Raw genomic sequence first — 25,727 nt, forward strand, 5'->3', positions numbered from 1 at the left:
GCCCCCGGCCGTGAGCCCCCGGCCGTGAGCCCCCGGCCGTGAGCCCCCGGCCGTGAGCTGCAAGCCGTGAGTCAGAAGGCGTGAGTCAGAAGCCGTGCGGCAGCCACGGCGGTACCGGTGAGCCCATCGCCACCGACGCCTCCGCCAGCGCCCCCGTCCGCAGCTCCCGCACCCGCCCGGCCCGCGCCAGCGACAGCAGCGGCACACCGCCGAGGTAGGCCGCCCCCAACTCCCGTACACAGAGGCTGAGATCGGCCGCGTCAGAGGTGCGCTCGCAGGAGGCGCCCTTGGCGTCACCGCTCAGTCGCCAACGCCCCGTGTTCCAGGGGCAGAAGGTGTCCTCGACGTCGAACACGACATCCACCGGCGCCTGATAGGTGCGCGCCGACAGGGCCCTGCCGACGTCGACCAGGCGGACGTAGCAGTCGTCGCGCACCCGCGGCCGGCAGCGGCGGATGTCGGAGACCTGGTACTGCCAGGCGTCGTCGACCGGCCGCCCCCGCGCGACCACGGTCGTCATCAGGTCCATACCGAACAGGAAGCGCCACAGCGCCGCCTCGCTCGCCGGGTCGAGCGCATGCAGTTCGTTGACGGTCACCGTGCCGCCGGGCACGCCCTCGTTCCAGCCCGTCTTGGTCCGGAACCGGGCGTATCCGGTCACTACTCCCGCCCGCTCGGCGACCACGCACTGCAGCGCCGACCCGCCCTCGCGCTCGCTCTCCGGGTCGAGCAGGCCCAACCGCTCCCAGCCGGGCAGCCGGGCCAGCATGCCGGGCCGCCGCGGTACCAGGGCCGCGTACACCGCCTCGCACTCGGTGAGGACGTCGGCGGGCGCCGCGTACCGCAGCCGTACGTCCTCCGTGCCGGCCGGCAGTGCGAGCGCCACCCGGCTCGTGTCGATCTCGGCGTGCATCTCGAAGGTCGCCGCGCCGTAGCCGAAGCGGCCGTAGATGACGGGCTCGGAGGCGGTCAGGATCGCCAGCGGCTCGCCGAGCGCGCGTACGTCGTCCAGCTGACGGCGCATCATCGAGGTCAGCACCCCGCGCCGCCGGTGAGTGGCGGACACGCTGACCATGGTGACCCCGGCCGCGGGCACCGCGGCGCCGCCCGGCACGGTCAGCCGGAAGCTGAACGCCCCCGCCGTGCCCACGCACTCGTCCCCGTCCCAGGCGGCCAGGGAGCGGTCGAACTCGGTGACGGACCGGTCCAGTTCGCGCTCTTCGGCCGATGCGGGGCCGCCGCCGAAGGCGCGGATCAGGTGGTCGAACCAGCCGTCCCACTCGTCCGGGCGCAATACCTTCAGATCAGCAGCACGGTCACTACCCATGAGTCATGCCTATCAGGGCATTGCAGGACGAGCCAGCGAATTTCTCCCGGGCGGCGGCGCACCGGCCCCGCATGCCGTTCACTGTGAACCTGAGCCCGAAGCAGAGCCGGAAATCTGGCCTCGCACGGGGGACAAGTAGGACCTCCCGTGCCAGGCGGCCGGTCCGATGGATAGGGTCCCGAACTAATGGCAGCAGGACGAGAGCGGCGCGCGAAGGCCGAGACGTTCACGGCCCGGTGGAGGATGCAGTGGCACCGGGTCCGCGTAGGGCTGCGCAGAAGCGCCGTGGACTACTTCCGCGGTGACGGCTCCGACTGGGTCGCGCTGGCCGGCCTGCTGCTGACCGTCCCGGCGCTCGCGGCCATGACGCTCGCCAACTCGGTGTGGTTCTCCCCGTCCGCCCTGGTCCTGCCGATCGTCGCCGGCGGCCTGCTGCTGCGCCCGGCGAGCCTGCTCGGCCTGTACGCGACGGCGGCGACCGCGCTGATCGTGGAGTCGGTGCGGCTCGGCCCGTACACCGACGGCCCCTCGCGGGTCACCCCGGGCGTGGTCCTGGTGGTCGCCGCGTGCGGCTTCTTCGGGCTGCTGACCGCGCAGTTCCGCAGCCGGGTCGGCGTGCCCTGGCGGCGTGGCGGCACCATGCTCTTCGACCTGCGCGAGCGGATCCGGGTGCAGAGCAAGCTGCCGAAGCTGCCGAAGGGCTGGCACCACGAGATGGCGCTGCGCCCGGCGGGCGGCCAGTCCTTCTCCGGCGACTTCGTCGTCGCGGGCCGCACGAACGGCGGCCGGACGCTGGAGGTCGTGCTCACGGACGTGTCCGGCAAGGGCATGGACGCCGGCTCGCGGGCACTGCTGCTGTCGGGCGCCTTCGGCGGCCTGCTCGGCTCGCTGCCCCCGCACGCCTTCCTGACGGCCGCCAACGGCTATCTGCTGCGCCAGGACTGGGACGAGGGCTTCGCCACCTCCATCCACCTGGTCCTGGACCTCGACTCCGGGGACTACGAGCTGTACTCCGCCGGCCATCCGCCGGGACTCCAGCTCAGCGCGGGCAGCGGACGCTGGGAGGAGAAGGCGGCCGAGGGCCCGCTGCTGGGTGTGTACGACGGCGCCCAGTTCGACTCCGTGAAGGGCTCGCTGCGGCCCGGGGACGTGTTGATGCTGTTCACAGACGGATTGGTGGAGACCTCCGAGCGCGACCTGGTCGAGGGCATGGACCGGCTCACGGGCGAGGCCGACCGCTATGTCGCCGGCGGCTTCCACGGCGCCGCCTGGCACCTCATCGAGGCGGTCGCGAAGGACGTCAACGACGACCGCGCGCTCCTGCTGATCTGCCGGGAGACGGCGGCGGCATGACGTATCTGACCCTGGCCGAGGTCGAGGCCCTCGCGCGCGCCGCCCACGAGGGCCAGACCGACAAGGCGGGACGGCCGTACGCCGAACACCTCGCGGCCGTCGCCGAGGGCGTACGGGCCCGCGGCGGGGACGCCGAGCAGATCGCGGCGGCCTGGCTGCACGACTCGGTCGAGGACGACGCCCTGAGCGAGGAGTGGCTGGAGGCCGCCGCGCTGTCCGCGCGCACCAAGGCGGTCGTGCGCGCCCTCACCAAGCGGCCGGGAGAGGAGCCGGAGGCGTACGCGCGCCGCATCCTGGACACGCCCGGCGCGCGCCTGGTGAAGGAGGCCGACCTGGCGCACAACGCCGACCCGGACCGGCTCGCCGTCCTGGGCGAACCCACCCGGAAACGGCTGACCGAGAAGTACGCCCGGATGCGCGCACTTCTCGGTCTGTCCGGCTGAGCTACGCGCGCACCTTCTCGCGCTCACGCCCGTTCTGCCGGTCCTTCCGGCCCATCTGGTCCTTCTGGTCCTTCTGGTCCTTCTGCCGTTCGAGGGCGAGCTCCGTCGCGTCCTGCTTGAACGCCCACTCCATCTTCGGCTCCATCACGAACCGGAAGACGCGCTGCACGGGCTTGGTACACAGCAGCGTCATGACGGTCACGGCGAAGACGGTCACCGCGATCTCGCCGAGCGGGCGGTGCAGTGCGGGGCGGTCGAACCAGTTGTGGAGGTCGGCGTACTTCACCAGGAAGCCGTGCAGCAGATAGCCGTACAGGGTGCCCGCGCCGAGCGCCGTGAACCACATCTTCCGGCGCGGCACCCAGGCGAAGAAGCAGACGGTCAGCACCAGCGTGCAGGCCATCATCGCGAGCACCATCACCGGTCCGCACCACCATGGCGCGCCCAGCTCCTGCGCGGAGGCCTGGCGGTAGAACCAGCCGCTGTTCATGCGCGGCACCGACCACCAGGCGAACACGAGGGCGACCGCGACGACCGGGACCGCGGCGATCCGCACCCAGGGGCGGCGCACCAGCTGGAAGTGCTCGGACTTCATGCACAGGCCGAGCACGAAGTACGGCAGGAACTGCAGGACACGCTGGAAGTCGAGGTCCTTGCCGATGCTCGGCGTGACGCTCGCCAGCATGGCGACGCCGATCGCCAGAGGCAGCGGCCAGCGCACCACCTTCCAGATGGGAGCCGTGATCCGCCACACGAACAGGGCAGCCAGGAACCAGGTCAGGTACCAGGGGTCGAGGAGGCTGATGTCGTCGTGGGTGTGGCCGACGGCGTTCTTGAAGAGCTGGTACGCGGTCTCGAAGACGACGTACGGCACGGCGACACCGGTGACCAGGCGCTTCAGCCGGTCCGGCCGCATGTCGAAGCTGCGCGAGAAGAAGCCGGAGATGATGATGAACGCCGGCATGTGGAAGGTGTACACGACCCGGTACACGGCCTCCATGACGCGGCTGTCGTACATCATCGGCGACCAGAAGTGCCCCATCGCGACGAGCACGATCGCCAGGTACTTGGCGTTGTCGAAGAACGCGTCGCGCTGTCTGCGCACTCCGTCCGCCGGCGACTGCGCCGGGGGGAGTGGCGTGCGGGTCTGGCCGGGGAGCGAGGCGGCGTCAAACATCTGAGGCACCCTAGCGTCGTCCGTGGAATTCGTAAAACGCCCGCTGTGTTTTCCTGGCTATCGCCCTCGGATGCCCCGTGAATTGCAGAAGTTGTCTCGGCTGTCGATGTGATGGTGTGCACCGAAGGGTCGTTCATTTACCCCTGATGTCCCGATTCATCCCGACTAAATGGTGCATACGGTCCATCGGTGGCATCAATTCGAATTACCTGCGAACGCGTTGTGTGGGTGCTGAAACGAAGTCGCGTAATTACCCGTGTGGCCGCGCACTGCCGAAGTCTGGAATTACCGTGCGGGGCGTCGCCCGAACCGGACCCGCGTCCGACGTTCCGTCACGAGCCGCATACCGCGGCCGGGTTGGTGGCACGATGGTTCTGGCGGGGGCGCGCGGGGTCGTACCTCCGGCCGGGAGCGCGGATCGACCGAGGGTGTGATCAGTTGTGGTCATTTCACTGTCCGTGGTGCTGTTGTTGGCGATCATCCTGGTGGTGCTGATCCGAGGGGGGAGCATGAAGACCGGCCCCGCCATCGTCGCGGTGCTCTTCGGCTTCTTCCTCGCCTCGACGGGCATGGCGCCGTCCATCAACCGGTTCCTGAACTCGATAGCCGAGAGCATCGACTCGATCAAATTCTGACTTGCCGGGATGTCCGGGGCGAAATCGGACAATCAAAGCGTGGGAACACAGGCGAAACCCGAAACCCACCGGTCCCGGAACACGCCAGGGGCCCGGCTCCGCCGAAGCGGAAGCCGGGCCCCTGGGCCGTACAGAGCGGGCGACGGGAATCGAACCCGCGTAGCTAGTTTGGAAGACTAGTGCTCTACCATTGAGCTACGCCCGCAGCAGTGAGCCGCAGGTCGGTGACTGCGGCACTGGAGTGCATCGTAGCGGGTCGCCCGCCGTGGAGGCCAACGTGTTGTTCTGCGGCGACGCCCTGCGCACATGCACCGGATAAAGCGGCCGACGTACCCGGCCGGGCCATGTACCCTACGTCTCGCACCAGACGGGGTGTGGCGCAGCTTGGTAGCGCGTCCGCTTTGGGAGCGGAAGGCCGTGGGTTCAAATCCCGCCACCCCGACCACCGGCTCACGTCGCTGTGATGATCGCCTTTTGGGGCGTCCCGCGGCTGCGGTTACTATGCAGACTGCGCGCCCGTGTGTCCCGGCCCCAGGGCCTACGAACTCCTCCGGGCGGCTAAATCGGCCGGGCCTGTCAGGTCCCGGCAGAACCCGAGAAGTCAGCCACAAGGAGACCGAACCGTGAAGAGCGCCGTGGAGACCCTGAACCCGACCCGGGTTCGGCTCACTGTCGAGGTGCCCTTCGAGGAGCTCAAGGACAGCCTCGACGCGGCGTACCAGAAGATCAACCAGCAGGTCACGGTGAAGGGCTTCCGTAAGGGCAAGATCCCGGCCCGCGTCATCGACCAGCGGTTCGGCCGCGGTGCGGTCCTCGAAGAGGCCGTCAACGACGCGCTCCCGAAGTTCTACACCGAAGCGGTCAACGAGGCCGAGCTGAGCCCGCTGGGCCAGCCCGAGGTCGACATCACCGAGCTGAAGGACGGCGAGACGCTGAACTTCACCGCCGAGGTCGACGTCCGCCCGGCCATCGAGATCCCGGACTACTCCGGCATCGAGGTCGAGGTCGACGCCGTCGAGGTCACCGACGAGGACGTCGAGAAGTCGGTCGAGCAGCTGCGTGAGCGCTTCGCCTCCACCTCCCCGGTCGAGCGTGCCGCCGAGGACGGCGACGTCGTCACCATCGACCTGGAGGCCAAGGTCGACGGCGAGGTCCTCGAGGACGGCGTCGCCAACGGTGTCTCCTACACCATCGGCTCCGGTGAGCTGCTGGACGGCATCGACGACGCCGTGAAGGGCCTGGAGGCCGGTGGCGAGGCCACCTTCACCTCCGAGCTGAAGGGCGGCTCCGCCGCGGGCAAGGAGGCCGAGGTCACCGTCAAGGTCACCCAGGTCGCCGCGCGTGAGCTGCCGGAGCTGGACGACGAGTTCGCGCAGCTCGCCTCCGAGTTCGACACCCTGGACGAGCTGAAGGCCGACAGCCGCAAGCGCCTGGCCAACATGAAGCAGTTCGACCAGGCCACGCAGGCCCAGGAGCGCGTCCTGGAGAAGCTCCTCGAGCTGGTCGAGGTCCCGGTCCCCGAGAAGCTGCTCGAGGACGAGATCAACACCCGCAAGCACAACCTGGAGCACCACCAGCTCGGCCAGATGGGCCTCACCCTCGACAAGTACCTGGAGATCCAGGGCAAGACCGCCGAGGAGTTCGACACCGAGACCCGTGAGGCCGCGGTCAAGGGCATCAAGACCCAGTTCGTCCTGGACGAGCTGGTCAAGAAGGAGCAGCTCAACGTCAACCAGGAGGAGCTCACCGAGCACCTCATGCGGCGTGCGGCCTCCTCCGGCATGTCCCCCGACCAGTTCGCCCAGGCCGTCGTCGAGGGTGGCCAGGTGCCGCTCCTCGTCGGCGAGGTCGCCCGCGGCAAGGCCCTGGCCGTCGTGGTCGAGGCCGCCACGGTGAAGGACACCAACGGCGAGGTCGTCGACCTGGACGACGAGGACGAGGCCGAGGCCGCCATCGAGACGGTCGAGGTCGCCGAGGGCGCCGAGGGCGCCGAGGAGCAGCCGGAGGCCTGAGCGGCCGTACGGTACCTCTGACGACGTACACGGGCCCCTGGGGACTTTCCCAGGGGCCCGTTCGCCACATCCGGCCCCGGCGCAGCCGTTATGCCGCAGGCAGAGCCTCTACGCCCCCGGCGAACACCCCCATCTCCGGGATTCCCCGAAGGGACCTGCGCGTTAGGGTCCATGAATACGGGGGCAGGGGAGTCTCCTGAAGCCCCCGGCAGGACCCCGCAGGGAACACGTGAGACGGCCCGGCGCCGTCGTAAGACGAGCAGGTGGATACGTGACGAATCTGATGCCCTCCGCCGCCGGCGAGCCCTCCATCGGTGGTGGCCTCGGCGACCAGGTCTACAACCGGCTGCTCAACGAGCGGATCATCTTCCTCGGTCAGCAGGTCGACGACGACATCGCGAACAAGATCACCGCGCAGCTGCTCCTCCTTGCCGCCGACCCCGACAAGGACATCTACCTCTACATCAACAGCCCCGGCGGCTCGGTGACGGCCGGCATGGCGATCTACGACACCATGCAGTACATCCCGAACGACGTGGTCACGATCGCCATGGGCATGGCGGCCTCGATGGGCCAGTTCCTGCTCACCGGCGGTGCCGCGGGCAAGCGCTTCGCGCTGCCGCACGCCGACATCATGATGCACCAGGGCTCCGCGGGCCTCGGCGGCACAGTCTCGGACATCAAGATCCAGGCCGAGTACCTGATGCGCACCAAGAAGCGCATGTCCGAGCTGACCGCGCAGCACTCCGGCCAGACCGTCGAGACGATCATCCGCGACGGTGACCGCGACCGCTGGTTCACCCCGGAAGAGGCCAAGGAGTACGGTCTCATTGACGAGATCATCACGCACGCCTCGGGTGTTCCGGGAGGCGGCGGCACCGGTGCCTGACCGGCCCGGCCGCGCCAGGCACCGCCACGACCCCAGCTCCCAGAACGCCACCAGGACGGTGAACACCCCATGAGCAACTTCCCCGGCGCCGCCAGCGGCATGTACGAAGGGCCCCGCCCCGAGAGCCGCTACGTCATCCCGCGCTTCGTCGAGCGCACCTCCCAGGGCATCCGCGAGTACGACCCGTACGCGAAGCTCTTCGAGGAGCGCGTGATCTTCCTCGGCGTCCAGATCGACGACGCCTCCGCCAACGACGTCATGGCGCAGCTGCTGTGCCTGGAGTCGATGGACCCCGACCGGGACATCTCGATCTACATCAACAGCCCGGGCGGCGACATGACCGCCCTGACGGCGATCTACGACACGATGCAGTTCGTGAAGCCCGACATCCAGACGGTGTGCATGGGCCAGGCGGCCTCCGCCGCGGCCATCCTGCTCGCCGCCGGTACGCCCGGCAAGCGCATGGCGCTGCCGAACTCCCGCGTGCTGATCCACCAGCCGGCCGGCTCCACCGGCCGCGGCCAGCTCTCCGACCTGGAGATCATCGCCAACGAGTTCACCCGGATGCGGACGCAGCTGGAGGACATGCTGTCCAAGCACACCGGCCGGCCGATCGAGAAGGTCCGCGAGGACATCGAGCGCGACAAGATCCTCACGGCCGAGGAGGCGCTGGAGTACGGCATCGTCGACCAGATCATTTCCACCCGCAAGATGAACAACGCATCGGTCCGCTGACCCGGAACGGCATATTCTGTGCCCCCCTCGGCGTGGCGCACGTCAAAGTGAACCGTGCCAAGGGGGGCCCGAACACGGGGCCCGGCAAGGTACCGTCGGACATAAGGCAGCACCAGGAGCCGCTGGACTCGAAAGCGTCCGGGCGTCTCCCAGGCGAAGGGGAAGCACACCGTGGCACGCATCGGTGACGGCGGCGATCTGCTCAAGTGCTCGTTCTGCGGCAAGAGCCAGAAGCAGGTCAAGAAGCTCATCGCAGGGCCCGGTGTGTACATCTGCGACGAGTGCATCGACCTCTGCAACGAGATCATCGAGGAGGAACTCGCGGAGACGAGCGAGGTGCGCTGGGAGGAACTCCCCAAGCCCCGCGAGATCTACGAGTTCCTGGAGGGGTACGTCGTCGGCCAGGAAGCGGCCAAGAAGGCGCTCTCCGTCGCCGTCTACAACCACTACAAGCGGGTCCAGGCGGGCGAGAACGGCGGCGCCAACGGCCGTGACGACGGGATCGAGTTGGCGAAGTCCAACATCCTCCTGCTCGGCCCGACGGGCTCCGGCAAGACCCTCCTCGCGCAGACCCTGGCGCGCATGCTGAACGTGCCCTTCGCCATCGCCGACGCGACCGCTCTCACGGAGGCGGGCTATGTCGGCGAGGACGTCGAGAACATCCTCCTGAAGCTCATCCAGGCGGCGGACTACGACGTCAAGAAGGCCGAGACGGGCATCATCTACATCGACGAGATCGACAAGGTGGCCCGCAAGAGCGAGAACCCGTCGATCACCCGGGACGTCTCCGGCGAGGGCGTCCAGCAGGCGCTGCTGAAGATCCTCGAAGGGACGACGGCCTCGGTCCCGCCGCAGGGCGGCCGTAAGCACCCGCACCAGGAGTTCATCCAGATCGACACGACGAACGTGCTGTTCATCGTGGGCGGTGCCTTCGCCGGCCTGGAGAAGATCATCGAGGCGCGCGCGGGTGCGAAGGGCATCGGCTTCGGCGCCACGATCCGCTCCAAGCGCGAGCTGGCGTCCAAGGACGTCTTCGAGGACATCATGCCGGAGGACCTGGTCAAGTTCGGCATGATCCCCGAGTTCATCGGCCGTCTGCCGGTCATCACCTCGGTCCACAACCTCGACCGCGAGGCCCTCCTCCAGATCCTGGTCGAGCCCCGCAACGCGCTCGTCAAGCAGTACCAGCGCCTCTTCGAACTCGACGGCGTGGAACTGGACTTCGAGCGCGAGGCCCTGGAGGCCATCGCCGACCAGGCCATCCTCCGCCAGACCGGCGCCCGCGGCCTGCGCGCCATCATGGAGGAAGTCCTCATGTCCGTGATGTACGAGGTCCCGTCCCGCAAGGACGTGGCCCGAGTCGTCATCACGGCAGACGTCGTCCACTCGAACGTGAACCCGACCCTGATCCCGAGGGACGCGCGGGGGCGGGGGACGGGCGAGCAGAAGACGGCCTGAGCATCTCGGCGGCGGGCAGGCACCCTGTTGGGGTGCCTGCCCACTGGCGTGTCAGACAATGGACGCCCGAATCACGCCATCGTTCCGCCGGCAGCTGGAGCCCGTTCCGGCTTTCTTGATCCAATGAGTCCGACCGAGCTGGACGCATGTTCGACTGTCCGGCTGTGTAAAACGGGAGGACTCTTGATGAATTTCCAGAGCGTGAAGCGCATGGCGGCTGCGGCGAGTGTGGTGGTCGCTGCCGGGGCTCTGCCGCTCATTTCGGCCACGCCGGCGAGCGCCGCCTGGGACGACTGCGCGAGCTACATCGCCAGCCATGGCTACAGGGTCGGTCCCAAGGTGACGGCAGCGTGCAGCCACAGTGCCCTAGACACGGGTATCGGCCGCATGCCGAACCCCATTTGTGAAGTGGGTCTGGTGAAAATCCACGTCAAGGACGAAGTTGCGTCTGCCGCCTGCCGACGTGCCTAACAGGCGCAGGCGACGTGCAAGAGGGGTGCCCGCCATACGCTGACGGACACCCCTCCGCAGGGGGACACGACGGAGATGTCGTGACCTGACTAGATCTTCACTCGCACGTCGTTGCGGAGCTTGGCCGCGAGTTCCGCGGCGTCGGAGATCGAGCCGCCCTGGCCCGAGGCGATGCTGGCGACGCTGTACGACGAGACGATGGCGACGGTGCTGTGGTCGCCCCAGATGCAGATCGGAAACTTCAGGGTCTTCGGCACCCCCGCCTCCGAGGACGACGAGTCGCTGGTGTCGATCTGGGCCACCTGGCACTTCATGATGCCGTTGAAGTTCGCGGGGTGGACGGTCTCGGGGGTGCCGATCAGCTTGCCCTTGGTCTCGGAGTCGCTCTGGTCCTTCTCGGACTCCGTCTTCGCCTTGGCGAACATGGCGTCGACGACTGCCTCGGGGTTGTCGATCGTCCCGTACACGCCGTTGAAGCCGAGACCCTTCTTGGTCAGGCCCTTGCCGCTCTCGTACTTGGCGCCGACCTCCGTGGGGTTCTTGACCCCCCACTTCTCGAAGTCCGACTTGTCGGAGTCGCTGATGTCGTCCGAGGAGTCCGAGTTGCCGGACTTCGTGTAGGTGCCGTTGATCACCGTCTCCGGAGTCGTCAGCTTGTGCGGCCCGTCGTCCGCCACGTCGCTGCTGCCGCTGCCACCGTTGAGCGCGAAGGCCGCGCCCACCGCCACGGCGGCCACCACGGCCACCGCGCCGATGATCAGGCCCGTCTTCTTCTTGCCCCCGGCCGGGGCCGGCGGCTGCGCCATGCCGTAGGGCTGCTGGCCGTAAGGGGCCTGCTGGCCGTAGGGGTTCGGCTGCGGGGGCATGCCGCCCTGCTGCGGGTAGCCGTAGCCGGGCTGCTGGGCCGGAGGGGCCTGCTGGGGGTAGCCGTAGCCGGGCTGGGGTGCCTGCGGCGGCTGGCCGTAGGGGCCCGGCTGGCCGTACGGACCCGGCTGCCCCGGCTGGCCATAGGGACCCGGCTGCTGGGGCGGCCCGCCGTACGGGCCCGGCTGGTTGTAGCTCATGAACTTCTCAGTCCCCTCCGTTGCTTATGCGTTCTTCACATCTTGGCGTGCCGCGCCGCGATGTAGGAAGGCGGGGGCCGATTGATGCTTAGTTGTTGACGTCCTGTGCCTGTTGGCGGACGTACTCGGCGACAGCGGCGACGGACCTGAGAACTGCTGACGAGGCGTAATACGACGACGACCAGACACGGATCCGTTCGGCCGCCGGTGTTGGGCTGGTTTGCTGGCGCACCGCACGGGCTGCCGCGTGTCTGAACCGCTTGGCCAACTGTGCGATCGACTGGTCTGCCGGATAGGTGACAACCAAGTGAATGTGGTCCGCCGCACCAGCGAACTCCGTCACCTCCGCGCCCGCCTCAGAGGCCGCTGTGCGGACCGCCTGCTCGCTGGCCCGGAGCAGGGTTTCGGTGAGCACTGTGCGACAGCCGTCCGTTGCGAATGCCAGCCGTGCCTGGAGGCTGTGAAACCGCGTGGTGGGGCGTTCCTCCATCGGCCCGGGGCTTGATGCTGCCTGCCTGCGCTGTTTTGAAGGATGAGCGGTCCTCCACATGGCCAGCGCCGAGCGGGTCCAAGTGGGGGTACGTCCTGTGTAGGTGGGGACCGGGAAGTCGTTCGGCCGTGAGTTGAGCACGTAGATCGCCTGGAGGGAGATGCCCAGGTAGTCGGCCGCCTGAGCTGGAGTGAGCCGGATGTCCGTCATGGATTTCACCGTATGACAGGCAAGTTGAACTTGTCTGTCATACGGTTGGTGCGGCGAAGGCAGAACGACGCAGGAGCGGGGAGAGGGGGTGTCAGTGCCAGGGCGAAGCGGACGTGTGCAGCGGGAGCGAATCGCGGATTCTGGACGTAAGTACCGGTTGTACCCCACGCCTTGTCAGGCGGAGCGACTCCGCGAGTGGGGCCACACCTGCCGCGCCGTCTGGAACGTCGCCTTGGAGCAGCGGATCTACGTGTATCGCCAGCGCGGTAGGACTCTGCGCGCCGACGAGCAGTGCCGCTTCCTGACACAGGCGCGACATGATCTCGAGTGGATCGGGGATCTCCCGTCTCAGGCGCCACAGCAAGTCCTTCGCCACCTTGATCGGGCCTACGACAACTTCTGGAACCCGGAACACCCGGCCGACTTCCCCCGCTTCAAGAAGCGGACTGTTTGTGTGGCGATCCCGCTCCCAGGACAGGCTGTTCGTGTGACCCGGCTGAATCGCAAGTGGGCCTGTGTCAGGATCCCTAAGCTCGGCGAGGTCCGATTCAGGCTGACGCGCTCCCTCGGGGGGCAGATCAAGAACGCCTCGATTCGCGTCGACGGGGCCGGCCGGTGGTTCATCGCCTTCGGTGTCCGCGCCGGAAGACGAGCAGCCCCGCCCAACGGTCAGCCACCCGTGGGAGTGGACTTCGGTGTGAAGCAGTCGGCGTACCTGTCGGATGAACCGGCTCCCCGACTCATGAGCGGGACGCTGACCGAGGGCGAGAAGCGCCGACTGGCGGGGTTGGAACGCCGTAGAGACCGTCAGATCAAGCAGGCCAGACAACGCCAGGGAGGGAGATACAGCAACCGGCTGAAGAGGACGCTCCGCGCCATCGCGGAGCTGAAGGCTCGGCAAGCTCGCCGCCGACTGGACTTCACGCACAAGCTCACCACCGACCTTGCCAAGAGCCACGGTCTGGTCGCCATCGAGGATCTTCGCGTGAAGCAGATGACAAAGAGCGCAAAAGGCACACGGAGCGCACCTGGAGTGTGTGTCTCGCAGAAGTCCGGGCTGAATCGGGGCATCCTTGACAATATGCCGGGCGAGCGACATCGCCAGCTCGCCTACAAGTGTCCCGATTACGGATCCGTTCTTGTCACGGTCCCGCCTGCCGGGACCTCACAGACGTGCGGCATCTGCCGAGTCCGGGACCCGGCATCACGGGTCAGTCGTGATGCTTTTGTCTGCACCGCTTGCGGACATACCGACGATGCGGATCACAACGCCTCGGTCGTGATCCTCGATCGCGCACTGCACACCAATACATTGCCGCAGGACATTGCGGTGAACAGCACGCAGCGGCCAACCCTCGTGGACCGGTCGAGCCTCGCACCTGTGCGGGGCACGCGTGAACCTCTGATGCTTCAGTCCTTGACGGTACAGGCCGTGGCGGGCAGCGAAGATCATCAGAAATCCCCGCAGCGGGTCGCTGCGGGGAGGATGTCAAACAACAAACGCGTTTCGGCGCCGCTCCCTGACGCCTCTAAACTGTGCCCGTGACCGAGAACGCTCAGCAGCAGCCACCCGCGCCCGACAACGAACTGCCGACCCAGTACGCGCCGGCCGATGTAGAGGGGCCGCTGTACGAGCGCTGGGTAGAGCGCGGTTACTTCGAGGCGGACGCGAAGAGCGACAAGCCGCCGTACACCGTCGTCATCCCGCCGCCCAACGTCACCGGCAGCCTCCACCTGGGCCACGCCTTCGAGCACACGCTCATCGACGCCCTGACCCGCCGTAAGCGCATGCAGGGCTACGAGACCCTGTGGCAGCCCGGCATGGACCACGCCGGCATCGCCACCCAGAACGTCGTCGAGCGTGAGCTGGGCAAGGAAGGCAAGTCCCGGCACGACCTGGGCCGCGAGGCCTTCGTCGAGCGTGTCTGGCAGTGGAAGGCCGAGTCCGGCGGCCAGATCAGCGGGCAGATGCGCCGTCTGGGTGACGGCGTCGCCTGGTCGCGCGAGCGCTTCACGATGGACGAGGGCCTCTCCCAGGCCGTCCAGACCATCTTCAAGCGGCTCTACGACGACGAGCTGATCTACCGCGCCGAGCGCATCATCAACTGGTGCCCCCGCTGTCTGACGGCGATCTCGGACATCGAGGTCGAGTACCAGGACGACGACGGCGAGCTGGTCTCCATGAAGTACGGCGAGGGGGACGACACCATCGTCGTCGCCACCACCCGTGCCGAGACGATGCTCGGCGACACCGCCGTCGCCGTCCACCCGGACGACGAGCGCTACAAGCACCTCGTCGGCAAGCTCATCAGGCTCCCGCTGACCGACCGCTCCATCCCGGTCGTCGCCGACACCCACGTCGACCCCGAGTTCGGCACCGGCGCCGTCAAGGTGACCCCGGCCCACGACCCGAACGACTTCGAGATCGGCCAGCGTCACAACCTGCCGGCCATCACGATCATGGACGAGCACGCGGTCATCACGGCCCACGGCCCCTTCCAGGGCCTGGACCGCCTGGAGGCCCGCTCCGCCATCGTCGCCGCGCTGCGCGCCGAGGGCCGGATCGTCGCCGAGAAGCGGCCGTACATCCACTCCGTCGGCCACTGCTCGCGCTGCAAGACCACCATCGAGCCGCGCCTGTCCATGCAGTGGTGGGTCAAGGTCGGCCCGCTGGCCAAGGCCGCCGGTGACGCCGTCCGTGACGGCAAGGTCAAGATCCATCCGCAGGAGATGGAGAAGCGGTACTTCGACTGGGTCGACAACCTCCACGACTGGTGCATCTCGCGGCAGTTGTGGTGGGGCCACCGCATCCCGGTCTGGTACGGCCCGAACGGCGAGGTCGTCTGCGTCGGCCCGGACGACGAGGCCCCGACCGGCGAGGGCTGGCACCAGGACACCGACGTCCTCGACACCTGGTTCTCCTCCGGCCTGTGGCCCTTCTCCACCCTGGGCTGGCCCGAGCAGACCGACTCGCTCGCGAAGTTCTACCCGAACTCCGTCCTGGTCACCGGCTACGACATCCTCTTCTTCTGGGTCGCCCGGATGATGATGTTCGGCCTGTACGCGATGGACGGCACCCCGCCGTTCCACACCATCGCCCTGCACGGCATGGTCCGCGACCAGTTCGGCAAGAAGATGTCGAAGTCCTTCGGCAACGCGGTCAACCCGCTGGACTGGATGGACAAGTACGGCTCCGACGCCCTCCGCTTCACCCTCGCCCGCGGCGCCAACCCCGGCGTCGACGTCCCGATCGGCGAGGACTGGGTCCAGGGCTCCCGCAACTTCGCCAACAAGATCTGGAACGCGACCCGCTTCGCGCTGATGAACGGCGCGACGGTCGAGGGCCCGCTGCCGGACGCGTCGAAGATGTCGGCGACGGACCGCTGGATCCTCTCCCGGCTCAACTCCGTCGTCGCCGAAGTCGACGCGCTCTACGACGACTTCCAGTTCGCCAAGCTCTCCGACGCCCTGTTCCACTTCGCGTGGGACGAGGTCTTCGACTGGTACGTCGAGCTGTCCAAGACGACGTTCCAGGCGGGCGGCGAGCCGGCCGAGGTCAGCAAGCGCGTCCTCGGCGAGGTCCTCGACGTCACCCTGAAGCTCCTCCACCCGGTCGTCCCGTTCGTGACGGAGACCCTGTGGACCACGCTGACGGGCGGCGAGTCGGTCGTCATCGCCAACTGGCCCAAGGACAGCGGCTTCCGTGACGCCGACGCCGAGCGGGAGATCGAGTCGCTCCAGTCGGTCATCACCGAGGTCCGCCGCTTCCGCGCCGACCAGGGTCTGCAGCCCGGCCAGCGTGTCCCGGCCCGCCTGACGCTGGACGGTACGGCGCTGGCGCCGCACGAGGCGGCCATCCGCCAGCTGCTGCGCCTCCAGCCGGAGGGCGAGTCCTTCACGGCGACGGCGACCCTCCCGGTCGCGGGCGCCGAGGTGGCGCTGGACCTCTCCGGCACGATCGACGTCGCGGCGGAGCGCAAGCGCCTCGCGAAGGACCTCGCGGCGGCCGAGAAGGAGAAGGCCCAGGCCACGGCCAAGCTCGGCAACGAGGCGTTCCTCGCGAAGGCCCCGGACCAGGTGGTCGACAAGATCCGCACGCGCCTGGCCAAGGCGGACGAGGACATCGCCCGTATCCAGTCCCAGCTGGACCGACTGCCGCAGGCGTAAGTCGTTCGACCCTGCTGAAGGCCCCCGGAGCTGTCAGGCACCGGGGGCCTTTCGCCTGCCCGTGCGGAAGCCACCCCGGACCGACGCCGCCAAGCCCCCGCGCGCTCCGTAGACTGACCCTGTGAGCGACCACGGCACCGACGACCAGCGAGACCCCCTCGACAGCTTCGACGAGATGATCGAAGCCGAAACCACCCGCGACCCCGACCTCGCGGTGATCGAGGCCGGCAGCCGCACCCTGCGCACCCAGGGCGGCCCGCCGCAGGCCGACGTACCCGCGCGCCCCGAGGACCCCGAGGTCGACAAGGCCCTGCGCGAGGTCGAGGCGGAGCTGGCGACCCGCTGGGGCGAGACCAAGCTGGAGCCCTCGGTCAGCCGTATCGCCGCGCTGATGGACGTGCTGGGCGAGCCGCAGCGCTCGTACCCCTCCGTCCACATCACCGGCACCAACGGCAAGACCTCCACCGCCCGCATGATCGAGGCCCTGCTCGGTTCCTTCGAGCTGCGCACCGGCCGCTACACCAGCCCGCACGTGCAGTTGGTCACCGAGCGGATCAGCCTGGACGGCGCCCCGATGTCCGCCGAGCGCTTCATCGAGACGTACAGCGACATCAAGCCGTACGTCGAGATGGTCGACGCCGCCCAGGAATACCGGCTCTCCTTCTTCGAGGTGCTCACCGCCATGGCGTACGCCGCCTTCGCGGACGCGCCGGTGGACGTCGCCGTCGTCGAGGTGGGCATGGGCGGCGCCTGGGACGCCACCAACGTGATCGACGCCGACGTCGCCGTGGTGACGCCCATCGACCTGGACCACACCGACCGGCTCGGTGAGACGCACGCGGAGATCGCCGCCGAGAAGGCCGGGATCATCAAGCAGGGTGCGACCGTCATCCTGGCGCAGCAGCCGGTGGAAGCCGCGCAGGTGCTGCTGAAGAAGGCGGTCGAGGTCGACGCGACCGTGGCCCGGGAGGGCCTGGAGTTCGGGGTCGTCGCCCGGCAGGTGGCCGTCGGCGGGCAGCTGATCACGCTGCGCGGTCTCGGCGGCGAGTACCCCGAGGTGTACCTGCCGCTGCACGGCGCCCACCAGGCGCACAACGCGGCCGTGGCGCTCGCCGCAGTCGAGGCGTTCTTCGGTGTCGGCGCGCAGCGCGCGGAGCCGCTGGACATCGACGTCGTCCGCAGGGCCTTCGCGGCCGTCTCCTCGCCGGGCCGGATGGAGGTCGTACGGCACTCTCCCACGGTGATCCTGGACGCCGCGCACAACCCGGCGGGCGCGCGGGTGACCGCGGAGGCGGTGCAGGAGGCGTTCGACTTCAGCCGGCTGATCGGCGTGGTCGGCGCGAGCGGCGACAAGAACGTCCGGGAGGTGCTGGAGGCCTTCGAGCCGATCTTCGCCGAGGTCGTCGTCACCCGGAACTCCAGCGACCGCGCCATGGACGCGGACGAGCTGGCCGCGATCGCCGTCGAGGTGTTCGGCGACGAGCGGGTCCAGGTCGAGCCGCGGCTGCCGGACGCCCTGGAGGCCGCGATCACGCTGGCCGAGGAGGAGGGCGAGTTCGCGGGCGGCGGGGTGCTGGTCACCGGATCGGTCATCACGGTGGGCGAAGCCCGCCTGCTTCTGGGAAAGGGCTGAGGGGTTCCGTCGTGCGTGTGCTCTGCTCATCGACTCTGATCGGCGAGTTCTTCGTCATCGGCTTCGCCGGTCTGGTGGCCATGAAGGACCCGGACCTGTCGGTGTCCATGGTGTGGCTGGTCAGCGGTCTCGCCATGGTGCTGTGCCTGCTGCTGTGCGGCATGGTGACCCGGCCGGGCGGCGTCGCCCTCGGCTGGGTGCTGCAACTCGGCCTGATCGCCTCCGGTTTCGCCGTCCCGACCATGTTCTTCCTCGGCGTGGTGTTCGCGGGGCTGTGGTGGGCGTCGGTGCACTTCGGCAGGAAGGTGGACGAGGCCAAGGCCCGGTTCGCCGCCGAGGCCGAGGCCGAGGCCGCGGGCTCCTCCGCACCTGACGCTGCGTAACGGGCTCCCGGACACGCCCTGTAACCTCGTCCCACCGCACATATCAGTCAGAAGGAGTCACCCCGATGAGCCAGCGCACCCTCGTCCTGCTCAAGCCCGACGCCGTCCGTCGCGGCCTGACCGGCGAGATCATCAGCCGTATCGAGCGCAAGGCCGGCTGGCAGATCACCGCGCTGGAGCTGCGCACCCTGGACCAGGGCACGCTGGAGCAGCACTACGGCGAGCACGTCGGCAAGCCCTTCTACGAGCCGCTGGTCGAGTTCATGGCCTCGGGCCCGGTCGTCGCGCTGATCGTGGAGGGCGAGCGGGTCATCGAGGGCGTGCGCCAGCTGGCCGGCCCCACCGACCCGATCGCCGCCGCCCCCGGCTCCATCCGCGGTGACTTCGGCGTCATCGTCCGGGAGAACCTGATCCACGCCTCCGACTCCGAGGAGTCCGCCGAGCGCGAGGTGAAGATCTTCTTCCCGGGCCGTGCCTGAACGGCGACGTCGGGCTGATATTCGGATAAATTTTCTGACGGAGAGTCAGCTCCGTCAGGGGTCCTCGGGGGACCGTCGCCTGGGACGGCCGTACATTTTCGGCCGTCCTTTGGCATATGCGTTGCCGATCGGGGGAACGCGTGCCACCGATGGACCGTCTCCACAAGCGAGGCGGCTCGTCATCTGCTGACAATGGCGAAGACCCTCGCGCAGTGTCCGTGCAGGCGCGTCTACCATGGAAGCCTTCACGTCACAGCACCCACCTCGCCAACCTGAAAAGCCCTCAAAAGCTCGTGGGAAGGCCAGACGAATCCTGATGGGGAACTCAATGTCGTTCATCGGCCGTGACATGGCTGTCGACCTCGGGACCGCCAACACGCTGGTGTACGTCAGGGGTCGCGGGATCGTACTCAACGAGCCGTCCGTGGTCGCGATCAACACCAACACTGGTGGCATCCTCGCGGTCGGTGCCGAAGCGAAGAAGATGATCGGCCGGACGCCGGGCAACATCGTCGCCGTGCGTCCACTGAAGGACGGCGTGATCGCCGACTTCGAGATCACCGAGCGGATGCTCCGCTACTTCATCCTGAAGATCCACAAGCGGCGCTACCTCGCCCGGCCGCGCGTGGTCGTCTGTGTGCCCTCGGGCATCACGGGCGTCGAGCGCCGCGCCGTCATCGAGGCGTCCACCCAGGCCGGCGCCCGCCAGGTGCACATCATCGAGGAGCCCATGGCCGCCGCCATCGGCTCCGGGCTGCCGGTCCACGAGGCCACGGGCAACATGGTGGTGGACATCGGCGGCGGCACCACGGAGGTCGCGGTCATCTCGCTCGGCGGCATCGTCACCGCCCAGTCCATCCGTGTCGCGGGCGACGAACTGGACAACGCGATCATCCAGCACATCAAGAAGGAGTACAGCCTTCTGCTGGGTGAGCGGACGGCCGAGCAGATCAAGATCACGATCGGTTCGGCGTACGACCTCGACTCCGACGAGCACACCGAAATCCGTGGCCGGGACCTGGTGTCCGGACTGCCGAAGACCGTCGTCATCTCGGCCGCCGAAGTCCGCAAGGCGATCGAGGAGCCGGTCAACGCGATCGTCGACGCCGTGAAGACGACGCTCGACAAGTGCCCGCCGGAGCTGTCCGGCGACATCATGGACAGAGGAATCGTTCTGACCGGCGGCGGGGCGCTGCTGCGCGGCCTGGACGAGCGCCTGCGGCGGGAGACCGGCATGCCGATCCACATCGCCGAGGACCCGCTGGACAGCGTGGCGCTCGGCTCCGGAAAGTGCGTCGAGGAGTTCGAGGCGCTCCAGCAGGTCCTGGACGCCCAGCCGCGCCGGTGACGTGACGTCGATTCCGCCGTACGAGACGTTCTCCTCTCGTGCGGCGGATCGTTGACGTAGACGTTGATATAGAGGCATAAGCTCCCACAAATGGGCCCCTTGGGTCGGTGCTTCACCGACGGCACCGTCTGGGGGTCCCCGAATTCCTACTTGAGGAAGGGCACGGCCGCCGCACGTGAGGGACACGAAAGAGAGCCGGCTGCTCCTGGTCCTGCTGATCGCCATCGCGTTCGCGCTGATCACGGTGGACATCCGAGGGGGCCGGAACTCGCCTGTCGACGGTGCCCGGCAGGCCGCCGCCGCGGTGTTCGGCCCGATCGAGAACGGGCTGTCCTCGGCGGTCGAGCCGGTCGGCAACGCCGTCTCCGCCATCCGTGACTCCGGCAGCCGCCACAACCGGCTCGCCGCGCTGGAGAAGGAGAACGCGGCCCTCAAGGCGAAGCTCGGCAGCGACGACCGCAACCGCAGCCGCCTCAAACAGCTCGACAAGATGCTGAAGATCTCGGGCGAGGGCCAGTACGGCATCAAGGGCGCCCAGGTCATCGCCATAGGGTCGGCGCAGGGCTTCTCCTGGACCATCACCATCGACGCCGGCGCCGACGACGGCATCAAGCGCGACATGACCGTACTCAACGGCGACGGGCTGGTCGGCCGCGTCACCACCGTCGGCCCGAACACCTCCACCGTGCTCCTCGCCAACGACCCCGACTTCACCGTCGGTACTCGCATGGAGAGCGGCGACGAACTCGGCTTCGCCTCCGGGCAGGGCGACCGACCGCTGCGCGTCGAACTCCTCAACGCCAAGGCCGAGGTGAAGAAGGGCGACCGGCTCGTCACCTTCGGCTCCGAGGCGGACAAGCCCTTCGTGCCCGGCGTCCCGGTCGGCGTGGTCTCCCGAGTCGACCCCTCCGGCGGCGGCCTCACCCGCACCCTCTACGTCACGCCGTACGTCGCCTTCACCAAGCTCGACATCGTCGGCGTGGTCGTCGAGGCGCCGAAGAAGGACCCGCGGGACACCGTGCTCCCGGCCCAGCCCAAGCCGATCCCGACGCCGACGGTGACCGTCACGGTCACCCCTTCGGCCGACGCACCCGCCGACGGACAGCAGCAGTAGGAGCTCTTCACCTCATGCGCCTCAACCGGATCCTGCTCTCCTCCGCGCTGGTCGTCGTCGCCCTCGTGGTGCAGGTCAGCGTCCTTGCCCGGCTGCATCTGCCGGGCGCCGTGCCCGACCTGCTGCTGCTCACCGTCCTCGGCCTCGCCATGGTGTACGGCCACGTCGGCGGCGCCCTCGTCGGCTTCGGCGCGGGCCTCCTCGCCGACCTCGCCCCGCCCGCCGACCACGCGGCCGGCCGCTACGCGCTCGTGCTGTGCGTCATCGGCTACGGCGCCGGGCTCATCAGACCGGAGAACGGCCGCCTGAAGTCGGCGACCGGCCCGATGGCCGTCGTGGTCGCCGCCGCGATCGGCTCCACCCTGCTCTACCTGGGCGTCGGCACCCTCGTCGGCGACACCGCGGCCCGCCATGTCGGCCTGACCGGCCTGCTGTTCTCTGCCGCCCTGTACGACCTGCTGCTCGCCCCGTTCGTGGTCCCCGGGATCATGTGGCTGGCCCGCCGCGCCGACAACAACCCGCTGGCCGAAAGCGGCCCGGCCGCCAAGGCCGGTGACATCTCCTCGGGCTGGCAGTCCTCCGGCACCGGCCTGCGCATCGGCTCCCAGCGCGGTGGCCTCGGCGCGCTGAAGGCCAAGGCCCGCACCCGCTCGGCCCGGGTCGGCCGCATCAAGGGGGTCAAGCGGCTGTGAACAGCGCAGAGTTCACCCGAACGGGGCAGCTTTCGCGGAACGCGGGCTCACAGGCCGGTCGTTCATCACGCGTACGCACACACACGGTTCGCGTACTCACGTTCGCGTACTGAGAGGGGGAGACAGCCACAGTGACCAACATTCCCGAGACCGGAAGGACCCCACGGGTCCAGACGCGCCTCGTCGTGATCCAGATCCTCGTCCTCTCCCTCCTCGGCACGCTCGGCGGCCGGCTGTGGTACCTGCAGATCCGGGAGGGCGCCGAGTATCAGAAGGAGGCCTCCGGCAACCACGTCCAGCAGGTCGTCCAGCCCGCCGTCCGCGGCGACATCCTGGACGCCCGCGGCGTGCCCCTCGCCGACAACGAGACCCGGCTGGTGGTCTCCGCCTCCCGCACCGACCTGCTCAAGCAGCGGGACGGCGGCAAGGCCGTCCTCGCCAAGCTGGCCGGCGTCCTCGGCATGAAGACCGAGGAGGTCAGGCAGAAGGTCCGGCTGTGCGACGCCAAGACCCCCCAGCCCTGCTGGAACGGCTCGCCGTACCAGCCGATCCCGATCACCGACAAGGCAACCGCCAAGCAGGCCCTGCAGATCCGCGAGCGCTCCGAGGACTTCCCCGGCATCACCGCCGAGCCCGAGGCCGTGCGACGCTACGCGGGCCCCGGAAAATCCAACACCGCCCAGGTGCTCGGCTACCTCTCGCCCGTCACCGACGACGAAATCCAGAAGGCCAAGGACACCGACTCGCCGTTCCTGCGCTCCGACATGGTCGGCCGCTCCGGCCTGGAGCGGGAGTACGACAAGCAGCTGCGCGGCAAGGCCGGCGTCACCCGCTACGAGGTCGACAACCTCGGCCGGGTCATCGGCAAGGCCAAGGCGGACCCGGCCGAGGCCGGCTCCAAGCTGGTCACCAGCATCGACTCCCGCGTCCAGCGGGTCGCAGAGTACGAACTGGACAAGGCGATGAAGGTCGCCCGCCAGCAGTTCGACAAGGTCACCGGCGAGAAATACAAGGCCGACTCCGGCGCCGTCGTCGTGATGGAGGCCAAGACCGGCCGGATCGTCGCCATGGCCTCGGCCCCGACCTACGACCCGAACGTGTGGGTGGGCGGCATCTCCGCCAAGGACTACAAGGCCCTCACCGGCAAGAACTCCGACTACCCGCTGCTCAACCGGGCCATACAGGGTCAGGCCGCGCCCGGCTCGACCTTCAAGGTGGTCTCCACGGCCGCCGCGGTCCAGGCCGGCTATGTGTGGGACGGCGGCTACCCGTGCACCAGCTCCTACTCGGTGGGCGGCCAGGTCTTCAAGAACTTCGAGGGCGAGAACTTCGGCCCGATCTCCCTCGGCCGCGCCCTGGAGGTCTCCTGCGACACCGTCTTCTACGGTCTTGCGGACCGGGAGTGGAAGAGGGACGGCGGCATCCACCCGAAGAAGGGCCAGCCGAAGGACTGGTTCTTCAAGACCGCCCACCAGTTCGGCCTCGGCAAGGAGACCGGCGTCGACCTGCCCAACGAGGTCACCGGCCGCGTCCCCGACCGCCAGTGGAAGCTCGACTACTGGAAGGCCAACAAGGACGCCTGGTGCAAGTCCGGCAAGAAGGACGGCTCCTACGTCGAGAGGATCGCCTACGAGAACTGCCTCGAAGGCAACAGGATGCGCGAGGGTGACGAGATCAACTACTCCATCGGCCAGGGCGACACCCTCGTCACGCCGATCCAGGAGGCAGTGATCTACGGCGCCGTCTCCAACGGCGGCACCATGTACGCGCCCACCATCGGCAAGGCGATCATCAGCCCCGACGGCAAGACCGTGACGCCCATCAAGCCGAAGGTGCGCGGCAGGCTGCCGGTCAGCCAGGCCACCCTCCACGGCATGAACGACGCCTTCGCGGGCGTCATCACCCGCGGTACGGCCGCCTGGAAGTTCGGCGGCTGGCCGCAGGACAAGATCCCGCTGCACGCCAAGACCGGTACCGCCGAGGTCTACGGCAAGCAGACCACCTCCTGGCTGGCCACCTACTCCAAGGACTACACGGTGATCATGACGATCGCCCAGGCCGGTACGGGTTCCGGTGCCTCCGGTGAGGCCGTGCGCAACATCTACAGCGCGCTCTACGGCGTCCAGGGCGACGGCTCCATCGACAACAAGAAGGCCCTGCTGCCCGAACCGCAGAAGGGCCTGCCGAAGGTCCGCACGGACGGCACCATCGCCGCCCCGAAGATCACCGGCGACCCGGGGAAGGACAACGAGAAGGCCCAGGCGACCGGGACGGACGACACCAACGCGGCCGACGACCAGCAGACCCCGGCCACCACGCCCTCGCCCGGCACGGGCGGCAACCGCGACACCCGCAGACGGCCTCGCGGCCGGGGCGGCCGAGGTGGCCGGAGGACGCTCGCATGACCGGCAACAGCTTCTCCGTCTCCGGGTACGGGCCCGAGCGGGCCGGGTGGACCAGGATCTTCGCCCGTGACTCGCTGACCCGCCGCCTCGACTGGCCGATACTGCTCGCGGCCGTCGCGCTGTCGCTGATCGGCTCCCTGCTGGTGTACTCGGCGACCCGCAACCGCACCGAGATCAACCAGGGCGACCCGTACTTCTTCCTCGTCCGGCACCTGATGAACCTCGGCATCGGGGCCGCCCTGATGATCGGCACGATCTGGCTCGGGCACCGCGCCCTGCGCAACGCCGTGCCGATCCTCTACGGCCTGTCGGTCCTGCTGTCCCTGGTGGTCCTCACCCCGCTCGGCGCCACCATCAACGGCCAGCGGAACTGGATCGTCATCGGCGGCTTCTCGATCCAGCCCGCCGAGTTCCTCAAGGTCACGATCATCCTGGGCATGGCGATGATGCTCGCCACGCGGGTGGACGCGGGAGACAAGCCGTACCCGGATCACCGGACGGTGGCGCAGTCCCTCGGCCTCGCGGCCGTACCGATCCTGATCCTGCTGCTCATGCCCGACCTCGGCTCGGTGCTCGCCATGGTGGCCATCATCCTGGGCGTGCTGCTCGCCTCCGGCTCCTCCAACCGCTGGGTCTTCGGCCTGCTCACCGCCGGCGTGATCGGCTGCGTCGCCATCTGGCAGCTGCACATCCTGGACGAGTACCAGATCAACCGCTTCGCGGCCTTCGCCAACCCGGACCTCGACCCGGCCGGCGTCGGCTACAACACCAACCAGGCCCGCATCGCCATCGGCTCCGGCGGACTGACCGGAGCCGGCCTCTTCCACGGCTCGCAGACCACCGGCCAGTTCGTCCCCGAGCAGCAGACGGACTTCGTCTTCACGGTCGCGGGGGAGGAGCTGGGCTTCCTCGGCGCGGGCCTGATCATCTTCCTGATCGGCGTCATCCTGTGGCGCGCCTGCCGCATCGCCCGTGACTCGACCGAGCTCTACGGCACGATCGTCGCCGCCGGGATCGTGGCCTGGTTCGCCTTCCAGGCCTTCGAGAACATCGGCATGACCCTCGGCATCATGCCGGTCACCGGCCTGCCCCTGCCGTTCGTGTCCTACGGCGGCTCGTCCATGTTCGCGGTATGGGTGGCGGTAGGGCTGCTGCAGTCGATCAAGGTGCAGAGACCGATGTCGGCCTGAGGCGGTTCGCGAGGTCGTTAACCGGGTGATTGGGGGGAGTTTTCCCGCCATT

The 25,727-nt window shown here is 68.5% G+C and carries 22 protein-coding genes and 2 tRNA genes; 19 read left to right on the forward strand and 5 right to left on the reverse strand.

Translation table 11 applies throughout. The annotated features are described in order from the left end of the window. Positions 1-85 precede the first annotated feature (85 nt). Positions 86-1,327 carry a GNAT family N-acetyltransferase gene (locus ACWD3E_RS01880; RefSeq protein WP_451385580.1) on the reverse strand — a complete coding sequence of 414 codons (1,242 nt, stop codon included), beginning with the start codon at positions 1,325-1,327 and terminating at the stop codon, positions 86-88. 186 nt (positions 1,328-1,513) lie between these two features. On the opposite strand from ACWD3E_RS01880, the gene ACWD3E_RS01885 reads away from it, so the two are divergent. Together ACWD3E_RS01885 and ACWD3E_RS01890 are read left to right on the forward strand one after the other, a co-directional pair. Beyond that, positions 1,514-2,680: a PP2C family protein-serine/threonine phosphatase gene (locus ACWD3E_RS01885; protein ID WP_451385581.1), complete on the forward strand. Its 1,167-nt coding sequence runs from the start codon at positions 1,514-1,516 to the stop codon at positions 2,678-2,680. Next, positions 2,677-3,123, forward strand: coding sequence for an HD domain-containing protein (locus ACWD3E_RS01890; RefSeq protein ID WP_451385582.1), 447 nt, complete (start codon positions 2,677-2,679; stop codon positions 3,121-3,123). Before ACWD3E_RS01885 ends, ACWD3E_RS01890 begins: the two co-directional genes overlap by 4 nt. Before the next feature lies 1 nt (position 3,124). On the opposite strand, the gene ACWD3E_RS01895 is transcribed toward ACWD3E_RS01890, so the two are convergent. Beyond that, entirely contained in the window at positions 3,125-4,300 is a 1,176-nt protein-coding gene (locus tag ACWD3E_RS01895; RefSeq protein WP_451385583.1) for an acyltransferase family protein, read from the reverse strand. A 440-nt stretch (positions 4,301-4,740) separates the two neighbouring features. On the opposite strand from ACWD3E_RS01895, the gene ACWD3E_RS01900 reads away from it, so the two are divergent. Beyond that, complete coding sequence (locus tag ACWD3E_RS01900; RefSeq protein ID WP_451356628.1) at positions 4,741-4,935, forward strand: hypothetical protein; 195 nt, start codon at positions 4,741-4,743, stop codon at positions 4,933-4,935. A 134-nt stretch (positions 4,936-5,069) separates the two neighbouring features. On the opposite strand, the gene ACWD3E_RS01905 is transcribed toward ACWD3E_RS01900, so the two are convergent. After that, positions 5,070-5,140 (reverse strand) — tRNA-Gly (locus tag ACWD3E_RS01905). A gap of 163 nt (positions 5,141-5,303) precedes the next feature. On the opposite strand from ACWD3E_RS01905, the gene ACWD3E_RS01910 reads away from it, so the two are divergent. From ACWD3E_RS01910 to ACWD3E_RS01935, 6 genes are all read left to right on the forward strand, one after another. After that, positions 5,304-5,380: transfer RNA gene (locus tag ACWD3E_RS01910), tRNA-Pro, on the forward strand. A gap of 178 nt (positions 5,381-5,558) precedes the next feature. Next, positions 5,559-6,947: a trigger factor gene (tig, locus tag ACWD3E_RS01915; RefSeq protein WP_451385584.1), complete on the forward strand. Its 1,389-nt coding sequence runs from the start codon at positions 5,559-5,561 to the stop codon at positions 6,945-6,947. Positions 6,948-7,230: 283 nt separating this feature from the next. After that, positions 7,231-7,836: an ATP-dependent Clp protease proteolytic subunit gene (locus tag ACWD3E_RS01920; protein ID WP_030648616.1), complete on the forward strand. Its 606-nt coding sequence runs from the start codon at positions 7,231-7,233 to the stop codon at positions 7,834-7,836. A gap of 69 nt (positions 7,837-7,905) precedes the next feature. Beyond that, positions 7,906-8,571, forward strand: coding sequence for an ATP-dependent Clp protease proteolytic subunit (locus ACWD3E_RS01925; protein WP_451354431.1), 666 nt, complete (start codon positions 7,906-7,908; stop codon positions 8,569-8,571). 171 nt (positions 8,572-8,742) lie between these two features. Then, entirely contained in the window at positions 8,743-10,029 is a 1,287-nt protein-coding gene (gene clpX / locus ACWD3E_RS01930) for an ATP-dependent Clp protease ATP-binding subunit ClpX (RefSeq protein WP_451385585.1), read from the forward strand. 186 nt (positions 10,030-10,215) lie between these two features. After that, the gene (locus ACWD3E_RS01935; RefSeq protein ID WP_451385586.1) at positions 10,216-10,500 is read left to right on the forward strand and encodes a hypothetical protein; all 285 of its coding nucleotides are present in this window, start codon (positions 10,216-10,218) and stop codon (positions 10,498-10,500) included. 89 nt (positions 10,501-10,589) lie between these two features. On the opposite strand, the gene ACWD3E_RS01940 is transcribed toward ACWD3E_RS01935, so the two are convergent. Together ACWD3E_RS01940 and tnpA are read right to left on the reverse strand one after the other, a co-directional pair. Then, a complete protein-coding gene (locus ACWD3E_RS01940) occupies positions 10,590-11,564 on the reverse strand; it encodes a hypothetical protein (protein ID WP_451385587.1) in 975 nt (324 codons plus the stop codon). Positions 11,565-11,652: 88 nt separating this feature from the next. Beyond that, positions 11,653-12,264 (reverse strand): IS200/IS605 family transposase, encoded by a 612-nt coding sequence (gene tnpA, locus ACWD3E_RS01945; RefSeq protein WP_451385588.1) that lies wholly within the window; start codon positions 12,262-12,264, stop codon positions 11,653-11,655. Between the two features lie 115 nt (positions 12,265-12,379). On the opposite strand from tnpA, the gene ACWD3E_RS01950 reads away from it, so the two are divergent. From ACWD3E_RS01950 to rodA, 10 genes are all read left to right on the forward strand, one after another. Beyond that, the gene (locus ACWD3E_RS01950) at positions 12,380-13,810 is read left to right on the forward strand and encodes an RNA-guided endonuclease InsQ/TnpB family protein (protein WP_451385589.1); all 1,431 of its coding nucleotides are present in this window, start codon (positions 12,380-12,382) and stop codon (positions 13,808-13,810) included. Continuing rightward, positions 13,807-16,431, forward strand: a complete 2,625-nt coding sequence (locus ACWD3E_RS01955) for a valine--tRNA ligase (RefSeq protein WP_451385590.1) — start codon at positions 13,807-13,809, stop codon at positions 16,429-16,431. Before ACWD3E_RS01950 ends, ACWD3E_RS01955 begins: the two co-directional genes overlap by 4 nt. A 175-nt stretch (positions 16,432-16,606) precedes the next feature. Next, the gene (gene folC / locus ACWD3E_RS01960; protein WP_451386476.1) at positions 16,607-18,064 is read left to right on the forward strand and encodes a bifunctional tetrahydrofolate synthase/dihydrofolate synthase; all 1,458 of its coding nucleotides are present in this window, start codon (positions 16,607-16,609) and stop codon (positions 18,062-18,064) included. A gap of 11 nt (positions 18,065-18,075) precedes the next feature. Next, entirely contained in the window at positions 18,076-18,447 is a 372-nt protein-coding gene (locus ACWD3E_RS01965; RefSeq protein WP_451385591.1) for a DUF4233 domain-containing protein, read from the forward strand. A gap of 65 nt (positions 18,448-18,512) precedes the next feature. Then, on the forward strand, positions 18,513-18,926 hold the full coding sequence (gene ndk / locus ACWD3E_RS01970) for a nucleoside-diphosphate kinase (protein WP_451385592.1): 414 nt from the start codon (positions 18,513-18,515) through the stop codon (positions 18,924-18,926). 328 nt (positions 18,927-19,254) lie between these two features. Beyond that, positions 19,255-20,274, forward strand: a complete 1,020-nt coding sequence (locus ACWD3E_RS01975) for a rod shape-determining protein (protein ID WP_451354548.1) — start codon at positions 19,255-19,257, stop codon at positions 20,272-20,274. Between the two features lie 175 nt (positions 20,275-20,449). After that, positions 20,450-21,388, forward strand: a complete 939-nt coding sequence (mreC, locus tag ACWD3E_RS01980; RefSeq protein WP_451385593.1) for a rod shape-determining protein MreC — start codon at positions 20,450-20,452, stop codon at positions 21,386-21,388. A gap of 14 nt (positions 21,389-21,402) precedes the next feature. Next, positions 21,403-22,080, forward strand: a complete 678-nt coding sequence (gene mreD, locus ACWD3E_RS01985; RefSeq protein WP_451385594.1) for a rod shape-determining protein MreD — start codon at positions 21,403-21,405, stop codon at positions 22,078-22,080. Between the two features lie 131 nt (positions 22,081-22,211). Further along, positions 22,212-24,485, forward strand: a complete 2,274-nt coding sequence (mrdA, locus tag ACWD3E_RS01990; protein WP_451385595.1) for a penicillin-binding protein 2 — start codon at positions 22,212-22,214, stop codon at positions 24,483-24,485. Further along, a complete protein-coding gene (gene rodA / locus ACWD3E_RS01995) occupies positions 24,482-25,675 on the forward strand; it encodes a rod shape-determining protein RodA (protein WP_451385596.1) in 1,194 nt (397 codons plus the stop codon). Before mrdA ends, rodA begins: the two co-directional genes overlap by 4 nt. The last annotated feature ends 52 nt before the right edge of the window (positions 25,676-25,727 follow it).

It is taken from the genome of Streptomyces sp. NPDC002676, assembly GCF_053592455.1.